11 protein-coding genes and 1 pseudogene are annotated in these 8816 nt (G+C 71.1%); 9 read left to right on the top strand and 3 right to left on the bottom strand.

All coding sequences use genetic code 11. The annotated features are described in order from the left end of the window. From VFQ84_RS06825 to VFQ84_RS06800, 6 genes are all read left to right on the top strand, one after another. On the top strand, nucleotides 1–637 hold a 637-nt coding region (locus VFQ84_RS06825), incomplete at its 5' end, for a lytic transglycosylase domain-containing protein (protein WP_325130553.1). Nucleotides 638–757: 120 nt separating this feature from the next. Next, entirely contained in the window at nucleotides 758–1363 is a 606-nt protein-coding gene (gene petA, locus VFQ84_RS06820) for a ubiquinol-cytochrome c reductase iron-sulfur subunit (RefSeq protein WP_325130551.1), read from the top strand. Next, entirely contained in the window at nucleotides 1363–2610 is a 1248-nt protein-coding gene (locus tag VFQ84_RS06815) for a cytochrome bc complex cytochrome b subunit (protein ID WP_325130549.1), read from the top strand. The genes petA and VFQ84_RS06815 overlap by 1 nt, the downstream gene beginning before the upstream one ends. Continuing rightward, nucleotides 2603–3337: a cytochrome c1 gene (locus tag VFQ84_RS06810; RefSeq protein ID WP_325130548.1), complete on the top strand. Its 735-nt coding sequence runs from the start codon at nucleotides 2603–2605 to the stop codon at nucleotides 3335–3337. Before VFQ84_RS06815 ends, VFQ84_RS06810 begins: the two co-directional genes overlap by 8 nt. Nucleotides 3338–3548: 211 nt before the next feature. Then, on the top strand, nucleotides 3549–4184 hold the full coding sequence (locus tag VFQ84_RS06805) for a glutathione S-transferase N-terminal domain-containing protein (RefSeq protein ID WP_325130546.1): 636 nt from the start codon (nucleotides 3549–3551) through the stop codon (nucleotides 4182–4184). Further along, entirely contained in the window at nucleotides 4181–4603 is a 423-nt protein-coding gene (locus tag VFQ84_RS06800) for a ClpXP protease specificity-enhancing factor (protein ID WP_414637008.1), read from the top strand. The genes VFQ84_RS06805 and VFQ84_RS06800 overlap by 4 nt, the downstream gene beginning before the upstream one ends. On the opposite strand, the gene VFQ84_RS06795 is transcribed toward VFQ84_RS06800, so the two are convergent. Further along, nucleotides 4596–4934, bottom strand: coding sequence for a DUF3301 domain-containing protein (locus VFQ84_RS06795; RefSeq protein ID WP_325130543.1), 339 nt, complete (start codon nucleotides 4932–4934; stop codon nucleotides 4596–4598). The genes VFQ84_RS06800 and VFQ84_RS06795 overlap by 8 nt on opposite strands. 125 nt (nucleotides 4935–5059) lie before the next feature. On the opposite strand from VFQ84_RS06795, the gene VFQ84_RS06790 reads away from it, so the two are divergent. Next, the gene (locus tag VFQ84_RS06790) at nucleotides 5060–5860 is read left to right on the top strand and encodes an FHA domain-containing protein (RefSeq protein ID WP_325130541.1); all 801 of its coding nucleotides are present in this window, start codon (nucleotides 5060–5062) and stop codon (nucleotides 5858–5860) included. Between the two features lie 81 nt (nucleotides 5861–5941). On the opposite strand, the gene nadC is transcribed toward VFQ84_RS06790, so the two are convergent. Together nadC and VFQ84_RS06780 are read right to left on the bottom strand one after the other, a co-directional pair. Further along, a complete protein-coding gene (nadC, locus tag VFQ84_RS06785) occupies nucleotides 5942–6799 on the bottom strand; it encodes a carboxylating nicotinate-nucleotide diphosphorylase (protein WP_325130539.1) in 858 nt (285 codons plus the stop codon). Continuing rightward, on the bottom strand, nucleotides 6799–7065 hold the full coding sequence (locus VFQ84_RS06780) for a Trm112 family protein (RefSeq protein ID WP_325130537.1): 267 nt from the start codon (nucleotides 7063–7065) through the stop codon (nucleotides 6799–6801). The genes nadC and VFQ84_RS06780 overlap by 1 nt, the downstream gene beginning before the upstream one ends. A 61-nt stretch (nucleotides 7066–7126) precedes the next feature. Here VFQ84_RS06780 and purE point away from each other — a divergent pair. Both purE and VFQ84_RS06770 read left to right on the top strand, forming a co-directional pair. Further along, nucleotides 7127–7633, top strand: a pseudogene (gene purE, locus VFQ84_RS06775) (5-(carboxyamino)imidazole ribonucleotide mutase). Further along, the gene (locus VFQ84_RS06770) at nucleotides 7630–8769 is read left to right on the top strand and encodes a 5-(carboxyamino)imidazole ribonucleotide synthase (protein WP_325130535.1); all 1140 of its coding nucleotides are present in this window, start codon (nucleotides 7630–7632) and stop codon (nucleotides 8767–8769) included. The pseudogene purE and the gene VFQ84_RS06770 overlap by 4 nt, the downstream one beginning before the upstream one ends. The last annotated feature ends 47 nt before the right edge of the window (nucleotides 8770–8816 follow it).

Below are 8816 nucleotides of genomic sequence, written 5' to 3'. Positions count from 1 at the left end.
CCGGGTCGAGTTCCGCACCGCCGCGCCCGGCCAGGCGCTGGCGTCGGCCCCGTCGGGCGGTGGCGCCCGGGTCACCCGGGGGGCCATGTACAAGTTCGAGCGCGACGGCGTGACCCACTACACCAACGTCCGGCCGGGCGGCGACGCCGGTGCCCGCGTGTTGTTCAGCTACGTCGAGACCTGCTACGCCTGCGGCGCGCTGCCCGGGGTCGACTTCAGCACCGTCCGGCTCAACACCGAGGCCTACGCGGCCGAGGTCCGCGCCGCCGCCCAGGAGTTCGGGGTGGACGAGGCGGTGGTCCGGGCCATCATCCACGCCGAGTCGGCGTTCCGGCCCAATGCGGTCTCGCATGCGGGCGCCCAGGGCCTGATGCAGCTGATTCCCGCCACCGCCACCCGTTTCGGCGTGTCCGACGTGTTCGATCCGAACCAGAACATCCGCGGCGGCGTGCAGTACCTGGCGTGGCTGCTCAAGCGCTACGAGGGCAACCTGACCCTGGCCGCCGCCGGCTACAACGCCGGTGAAGGCGCCGTGGACCGCCACGGCGGCGTCCCCCCCTATGCCGAGACCCAGCGCTACGTCCAGCGCGTGGGCACCCTGGCGGAACGCTACCGGGGCGTCCTGGCCAGCCGCTGAGCCGGCTTTCGGCGGCGTTGTCCCTGCCGCGCCCGGTCCGCTACAATTGCGCGTCTTTGCGGGGGCCGGATCGCCCCGCATCTCTGTTTTCAGCCACTTAGCAAGTTTTCGGAGAGCCGGATGGCTAACGAAGGGGTCAATTCAGGCCGTCGCCGCTTCCTGACCGCCACCACCGCCGTGGTCGGCGCGGTGGGCGTGGCAGGCGTCGCGGTGCCGTTCATCAGTTCCTGGAAGCCGAGCGCGCGCGCCCAGGTGGCCGGTGCGCCGGTCGAGGTCGACATCAGCAAGATCGATGGCGAGCCGGGCATGCGCATGATCGTGCAGTGGCGCGGCAAGCCGGTGTGGATCTTCAAGCGCACGCCGGAGCAGCTGGCCGCGCTGCCGGGCAACGACGCCCGCCTGCGCGACCCGAACTCGGAGAACGCCGACCAGACGCCGGCCTTCGCCAAGAACGAAGCCCGCTCGATCAAGCCCGAGCTCGCGGTCATCGTCGGCATCTGCACCCACCTGGGCTGCTCGCCGACCTACATCCCGGAGCTGCAGCCGCAGCCCTTCGACAGCGAGTGGCAGGGCGGCTTCTACTGCCCGTGCCACAACTCGCGCTTCGACCTGGCCGGCCGCGTCTTCCAGGGCGTCCCGGCGCCGTCGAACCTGGAAGTGCCGCCTTACCACTTCGTTGACGACAACCGCGTCATCGTGGGCGTCCCGCCGGAAGGAGCCGCGTAATGGCCAACGTCATCAACCGCACGGTCGCCACGGTCACCACGTGGTTCAACGACCGCACGCCCGGCCTGGTCCCGGCGTACAAGAAGCACATGTCGGAGTACTACGCTCCGAAGAACTTCAACCTCTGGTACTACTTCGGCTCGCTGGCCATCCTGGTGCTGGTCAACCAGATCGTCACCGGCATCTTCCTGACGATGCACTACAAGCCGTCCGCGGCCGACGCCTTCGCCTCGGTCGAGTACATCATGCGCGACGTCGAGTGGGGCTGGCTGATCCGCTACATGCACTCCACCGGCGCCTCCATGTTCTTCGTGGTGGTGTACCTGCACATGTTCCGCGGCCTGGTCTACGGCTCGTACCAGAAGCCGCGCGAGCTGGTCTGGGTGCTGGGCGTGATGATCTTCCTGGTGCTGATGGCCGAAGCCTTCATGGGCTACGTGCTGCCGTGGGGCCAGATGTCGTACTGGGGCGCGCAGGTGATCATCAACCTGTTCGGCGCCATTCCGGTGGTCGGCAACGGCCTTACCGAATGGATCCGCGGTGACTACCTGGTCGCCGACGCCACCCTCAACCGCTTCTTCGCCCTGCACGTGATCGCGCTGCCGCTGGTGCTGCTTCTGCTGGTCGTGCTGCACCTGGGCGCGCTGCACGAGGTGGGTTCGAACAACCCCGAAGGCGTCGACATCAAGAAGGTCAAGGACAAGGAAACCGGCATCCCGAAGGACGGCATCCCGTTCCACCCGTACTACACGGTCAAGGACCTGTTCGGCGCCGGCTTCTTCCTGATCCTGTTCGCCTTCATCGTCTTCTTCGCGCCGACCATGGGCGGCTGGTTCCTGGAGTGGGACAACTTCATCGAGGCCAACCCGCTGGTCACCCCGGCGCACATCAAGCCGGTGTGGTACTTCACGCCCTTCTACGCGATGCTCCGCGCGATCCCCGACAAGCTGTTCGGCGTGATCGTGATGGGCGGCGCCACCCTGATCCTGTTCGCGCTGCCCTGGCTCGACCGCTGCAAGGTCAAGTCCATCCGCTATCGCCCGATGCTGCACAAGATCCTGATCGCCATCTTCGTGGTGGCCTTCGTGGTCCTGGGCTGGCTGGGTGCGCAGACCGGTTCCGACACCCAGAAGCTGGTGGCCCAGATCCTGACCGGCTACTACTTCGCCTTCTTCCTCCTGATGCCGGTGTGGTCCGCGATGGGCCAGACCAAGGCCGTCCCCGAGCGGGTGCCCGAGCATGACTAAGCTGCGTCTCTTCGCCCTCCTGCTGGCCTTCGTGCCCGCGCTTGGCCTGGCGGCCAGCGCCGGTCCGCTGGAATCCTCGGGCACCGACCTCAGCGACCGCGCGTCGCTGCAGCGCGGCGCCGGCCTGTACATGAACTACTGCGCCGGCTGCCACGCGCTGTCGCTGCACCGGTATTCGCGCATCGCCACCGACCTGGGCCTGAGCCCGGAGCTGGTGGAGCAGAACCTGATGCCAAGCCAGGCCAAGATCGGCGAGAACATCAACACCGGCATCAATGCCGGCGACGGCAGCGCCTGGTTCGGCAAGGCCCCGCCGGACCTGAGCCTGATCTCCCGCGCCAAGCTCGGCGGCCCGGACTACGTGTACTCGTACCTGAAGGGCTTCTACATCGACGAGGCCCGCCCCCTGGGCTGGAACAACACCGTGTTCCCGGGCGCCTCGATGCCGCACGTGCTCTGGGAACTGCAGGGCATCCAGCGCCCGGTCTACGAGCAGGGCGAGGACGGCCATCCGCACGTCGCCGGCCTCGAGCTGGTCCAGCCCGGCCGCCTCGACCCCAAGGCCTACGACCAGGTGGCGCGCGACATCAGCGCCTTCCTGCAGTACGTGGCCGAGCCGGCCGCGCTCAAGCGCGAGTCGGTGGGCGTGTGGGTGGTGCTGTTCCTGGCCTTCTTCACCTTCATCGCCTACCTGCTGAAGGTCGAGTACTGGCGCGACGTGCACTGACCGGCCCCCGGTCCCGCCGTCCCGAAAGGCCGCCCCAGGGCGGCCTTTTGCCGTCCGGGACGCCGGAAATGGCCGGATTTCGCCGCCCGTGCCCGCTCCGCCGGACGGCCGGGGCCTGAACGTCTTGCGGCGGGCGGCCCGTTTCGGGCAGGGTTAGGGCTTCCGATGACCGTTGGCAGAGGGGCCGGCGGCACCGCGAGAGGGGAACCCGATGGCTGCCAGTCCGCGCATCCGCAACGCCCTGACGCTGTTCTCAGCCCGTGACTGCGTGGTTTGCCACCGCGTCCGGCTGGTGCTGGCGGCCAAGGGCGTCACCTATGAGTTGGTGCCGGTCGATCCGGGCAACCCGCCCGAGGACCTGGTGGACCTCAATCCCTACCATTCCGTGCCGACCCTGGTGGACCGGGACCTGGTGCTCTACGCCGCCTCGGTGGTGTCCGAATACCTGGACGAGCGCTACCCGCATCCGCCGCTGATGCCGGTCGACCCGCTGTCGCGCGCCCGGCTGCGCCTGGCCATGCTGCGGCTCGAGCACGACTGGGTGCCGCACGTGCAGGCCATCCAGAACGGCAACAAGGCCCAGGCCGATGCCGGCCGCAAGCGGCTCAAGGAGCTGCTGATCGCGGCGCTGCCGCTGTTCAAGGCCTCCAAGTTCTTCCTCAACCCCGAGATGAGCCTGGCCGACTGCGCCATAGCGCCGATCATCTGGCGCCTGCCGTCGCTGGGCATCGTGCTGCCCAAGGAAGCCAAGCTGATCGAGGACTACGGCATGCGGATCTTCCGCAACCCGGCCTATCTGCGCAGCCTGACGCCCGAGGAAAAGGCCCTGCGCGAGCTGCCTCAATGACGGATGCGGTCCAGCCGATGGGTTCCAACCGCCCCTACCTGCTGCGGGCGCTGAACGAGTGGATCTGCGACAACGGCATGACGCCCTACCTGCTGGTGGACGCCGCCCGCGAGGGCGTGCAGGTGCCGCCGTCGGTGGTCAAGGACGGCCGCGTGGTGCTCAACATCGCGCCGCGGGCGGTGGCGCACCTGGTCATCGACAATCGCGAGGTGCGCTTCATGGCGCGCTTCGGCGGCGTCAGCCAATCGGTGCTGGTGCCGGTGACGGCCGTGCTGGCCATCTACGCCCAGGAAACCGGGCAGGGAATGATGCTGCCCGAGGACGGCGCGCTGCTGCCCGACGAGGGACCGGAGCCGCCGTCCGGCCCGGACGCGGGCGGCGAGCCGCCGCGCCGCAGCCACCTGCGGGTGGTCAAGTAGGCCCGGGTCCTGCGTGCACGGGCTCCCGGACCGGCATGGGTCCGACCAGCGAGCGCAGCCGGCGGCCGTGCAGCACGATGCGGCCGGCGTGGCGGTCATCGCCGTGGATCGAGTACTCGAAGCCGTAGTGGCGCTCCAGGCCGATCCAGCCATCGCTGCCCCGGCGCGGTCGCATCGACAGCAGGTGCACGCTCTGGTCGAGCCAGACCACGCCCGCGTTGCGGCAGGCCTGGCGGCCGTAATAGGTGGCGGTTTCCGCCGCGGCGCGTCCGACGAACCAGAACGCAAGCAGCGCTACCGCTATAAGCATCGATATCAGGGTGCCGAGCATCCGGGCAGTGTGGGGACGCCGCGGCCCGCCCGCAAGCCGACCCCCTGCCGCGTTTGCCCGGGCATGGCTAAGATAGGCGCGGATGCCGGCCCCCCGGGCCATCGCCGATTCGCAGGAGAGCGAAGATGAAGCTGGTGTTTCCCAATGGCGAACATGGCCAGGTGCTGCTCAGCGCAGGCGTGAACAAGATCGGTTCGGCGCCCGAGGGCGCCGTGGTGCTGGCGGGCGAGGGCGTGCAGGCCCTGCACTGCGAGATCCACGTCACCGGGACCGGCGCCAACCTGCAGGTCCCGCACGGCGGCGGTCCGGTGTCGGTCAACGGCAAGCCGGTGGTCGACATCATGGCGCTGCGCGGCGGCGACCAGATCGGCATCGGCGACATCCTGGCCAAGTTCGCCATCGTCGAGCCCGCGCGCAGCGCGCCGGCGCCCGGCGTGGTCCAGGGCTCGGACGAAGACACCGGCGCCACCCGGGTGCGCATGGCCGTGCCCAAGTACGTGCTGCGCGGCGTGTCCGGCGCGGTGTTCGGCAAGGTGTTCCCGGTCGCCGGCCCGGTGGTCATCGGGCGGGCGCCGGAATGCGACATCTCGGTGCAGGCCGAGGAGATTTCCCGGCGCCACGCCCTGGTCAAGCCGACCGGCGATGGCCTGTCGGTGGAGGACCTGGGGTCGTCGAACGGCACCTACGTCAACGCCAAGCGGGTGCAGCAGGCCTTCCTGAACGCCGGCGACGAGCTGAGGCTCGATGCCGTGCGCTTCATCGTGGTCGCGCCGGGCATGGAAATGGCCCAGCAGACCAGCCGCATGCAGAGCACCGATCCGGTGCCGCCGCGCGAGCCGGCGAGCAGCGTCAGCAAGTGGGTGCCGATCATGCTGACCGCCGCGGCGATCCTGGTGATCGTGGCGCTGGTGCTGGGTCGCGGCTGAGGCACGGCGCCGGCCCCCGGGCCGGCACGATGGGCGGGCCGGTCGGCGCGCCGGCTGGCGGCGTCCCCGTCAGGCGGGACGTCAGGCCGGCGGATCGCCCAGCCGGAGCGAGAGATCCAGGGCCTGGATGTGCTTGGTCAGCGCCCCGACGGAGATGAAGTCGACCCCGGTCGCGGCGATCGCCCGCAGCCGGTCGCCGGTGACGCCACCCGACACTTCCAGCGGAATCCTGCCGGCGGCGCGCGCCACGGCCTGGCGCAGGTCGTCGTCGCTGAATTCGTCCACCAGGATGCGGTCGCAGCCGGTCGCCAGCGCCTGGTCGAGCTCGTCCAGGGTCTCGACCTCGATGATCAGCGGCAGTGAGGGATGCCGGGCGCGCGCGGCCGCCGCGGCCGCCGCGATCGAGCCGGCGGCGTGGATGTGGTTTTCCTTGAGCATGACGGCGTCGAACAGGCCGATGCGGTGGTTGCTGCCGCCGCCGGCGCGCACCGCGTACTTCTGCGCCTGGCGCAGGCCGGGCAGGGTCTTGCGGGTGTCGAGGATGCGGGTGCGGGTGCCGGCCACTTCGGCGACGTAGCGCGCGGTGGTGGTGGCGGTGGCGCTGAGCGTCTGCAGGAAATTGAGCGCCGGGCGCTCGGCGCTGACCAGGGCGCGGGTGCGGGCGCGGATCGTGACCAGCACGGTGCCCGCCGCGACGGCCTCGCCCTCGGCGACGCGCCAGTCCAGCACCGTCCCCGGATCGAGCGCACGGAAGCAGGCGTCGAACCAGGGCCGGCCGGCGACCACCCCGGCTTCCTTGGCGATCACGTAGGCCGAGGCCGGCACGTCCGGCAGCAGGTCGGCGGTGGCGTCGCCCGGGCCGATGTCCTCGGCCAGGGCGCGGGCCACGTCGGCGGCGACCGCCTCGGCCGGCGGGGGCGACGGCGTTGCCGTGGCCATCAGCGCGGGAAGTCGGCGATCTGGGTGGTGGCCAGCGCTTCGTCGGCCAGCAGCACCGGGATGCCGTCCTCGACCCGGTAGACCTGCTTGCGGTCGCGGGTGACCAGGCCTTCGGACAGCGGCTCGGACTGCGGGTTGCCGTCGGCGCGGGTGATGCCGCCGGCGGCGATGGCCGCGTTGAGCGCCGCCAGCTCGGCGCTGCCCAGCGGGGCCAGCGGCTGCTTGCTGGTCGGGCAGCAGAGGATGTCGAGGAGCTTTCGGTCCATGGGGCGGCTGTGTCCGGCGGGGGCTTGTGTCTAGAATAGCGTTTTGCCGAAGCCGCCTGCCATGAACCCAACAAGCCTTGCCCCGCTGGTCGGGGTCGTCATGGGCTCCCGGTCGGACTGGGACACGATGCAGCACGCGGTCGCGCGGCTCGAGCAGCTCGGCGTGCCGCACGAAGTGCGCGTGGTGTAGGCGCACCGCACCCCCGACCTGCTGGTCGAGTACGCCAAGTCGGCGGCGGCGCGCGGCCTGCGCGCGATCATCGCCGGCGCCGGCGGCGCGGCCCACCTGCCCGGCATGCTGGCGGCGATGACGCCGGTGCCGGTGCTGGGCGTGCCGGTGCAGAGCAAGGCGCTCAACGGCCTCGACTCGCTGCTGTCGATCGTGCAGATGCCGGCCGGCGTGCCGGTCGCCACCTTCGCCATCGGCGCGGCCGGCGCGGCCAACGCCGGGCTGTTCGCGGCGGCCATGCTGGCCCCGGAACAGGCCGCGGTGCGCGAGGCGCTCGACGCCTTCCGCGCCCGCCAGACCGGCGACGTGCTCGACCACCCGGACCCGCGGCAGCCGTGACCACCGTCGGCATCCTCGGCGGCGGGCAGCTGGCCCGCATGCTGGCCCTGTCGGGCGCGCCGCTGGGCCTGCGTTTCCTGGTGCTCGACGCCGCGCCCGACGCCTGCGCCGCGCAGTTCGCGCCGATGCTGCAGGCCGACTACCGCGACCAGGCCGCGCTGGCCGCGTTCGCCGACCAGGTCGACGTCGCCACCTTCGATTTCGAGAACGTGCCGGCCGAGAGCGCCGAGTGGCTGGCCGCCCGCGTGCCGGTGTTCCCCAGCCCGCGCGCGCTGGCGGTGGCCCAGGACCGCATGGCCGAGAAGTCGCTGTTCCGCGAACTGGGCATCCCGGTGCCGGAGTTCGCCGCGGTCGATTCCCGCGAAGGCCTCGACGCCGCGCTGGCGAAGGTCGGCACGCCCTGCATCCTCAAGACCCGCCGGCTCGGCTACGACGGCAAGGGCCAGTTCCGCATCAAGTCGCCGGCCGACGCCGACGCCGCCTGGGACGCGCTGGGCGCGCAGGCCGAAACCGTGGGGCTGATCCTGGAGGGCTTCGTGGCCTTCCAGCGCGAGCTGTCGGTGGTGGCGGTGCGCGGCCGCGACGGCGAGCTGCGCGCCTGGCCGCTGACCGAGAACTGGCATGAATCGGGCATCCTCGCCGCCAGCCTGGCGCCGGCGCAGGTGGACGAGGCGCTGCAGGCGCAGGCGCTGGCCGCGGCGCGCAAGGTCGCCGAGGCGCTGGACTACGTCGGCGTGTTCGCGCTCGAACTGTTCCTGCGCGACGGCGTGCTGCTGGCCAACGAGATGGCGCCGCGCGTGCACAACTCCGGCCACTGGACCCTCGAGGGCGCCGAGACCTCGCAGTTCGAGAACCACCTGCGCGCGGTCCTGGGCCTGCCGCTCGGCAGCCCCCGCGCCGTGGGCCACAGCGCGATGCTGAACTGGATCGGCGCGCTGCCGGCCGCCCTGCCGGTGTTGGCCGAAGCCGGCGGCCACTGGCACGACTACGGCAAGTCGGCGCGCGACGGCCGCAAGGTCGGCCACGCCACCCTGCGCGCCGACACGCCCGCCGAACTGGCCGCCGCGCTCGAGCGCGTCGGCCGCGCGCTGGGCCGCGAATCGCAGGTCGCGCCGGTCATCGCCCGCCTGCGCTGATCCGCCTCGCTGATCCCCACTCGGCGATTAGCGCTCGCTGATCCCCG

This window comes from Arenimonas sp. (assembly GCF_035721105.1).
In the GTDB taxonomy this organism is placed as follows: domain Bacteria; phylum Pseudomonadota; class Gammaproteobacteria; order Xanthomonadales; family Xanthomonadaceae; genus Arenimonas.
This window is presented reverse-complemented; position numbering and strand designations above follow the sequence as displayed.

What these genes read in the sequence shown, in the direction of transcription:
- petA (WP_325130551.1), top strand. Translation starts at nt 758, where the DNA reads ATGGCTAACGAAGGGGTCAATTCAGGCCGTCGCCGCTTCCTGACCGCC.
- VFQ84_RS06815 (WP_325130549.1), top strand. Translation starts at nt 1,363, where the DNA reads ATGGCCAACGTCATCAACCGCACGGTCGCCACGGTCACCACGTGGTTC.
- VFQ84_RS06810 (WP_325130548.1), top strand. Translation starts at nt 2,603, where the DNA reads ATGACTAAGCTGCGTCTCTTCGCCCTCCTGCTGGCCTTCGTGCCCGCG.
- VFQ84_RS06805 (WP_325130546.1), top strand. Translation starts at nt 3,549, where the DNA reads ATGGCTGCCAGTCCGCGCATCCGCAACGCCCTGACGCTGTTCTCAGCC.
- VFQ84_RS06800 (WP_414637008.1), top strand. Translation starts at nt 4,181, where the DNA reads ATGACGGATGCGGTCCAGCCGATGGGTTCCAACCGCCCCTACCTGCTG.
- VFQ84_RS06795 (WP_325130543.1), bottom strand. Translation starts at nt 4,934, where the DNA reads ATGCTCGGCACCCTGATATCGATGCTTATAGCGGTAGCGCTGCTTGCG.
- VFQ84_RS06790 (WP_325130541.1), top strand. Translation starts at nt 5,060, where the DNA reads ATGAAGCTGGTGTTTCCCAATGGCGAACATGGCCAGGTGCTGCTCAGC.
- nadC (WP_325130539.1), bottom strand. Translation starts at nt 6,799, where the DNA reads ATGGCCACGGCAACGCCGTCGCCCCCGCCGGCCGAGGCGGTCGCCGCC.
- VFQ84_RS06780 (WP_325130537.1), bottom strand. Translation starts at nt 7,065, where the DNA reads ATGGACCGAAAGCTCCTCGACATCCTCTGCTGCCCGACCAGCAAGCAG.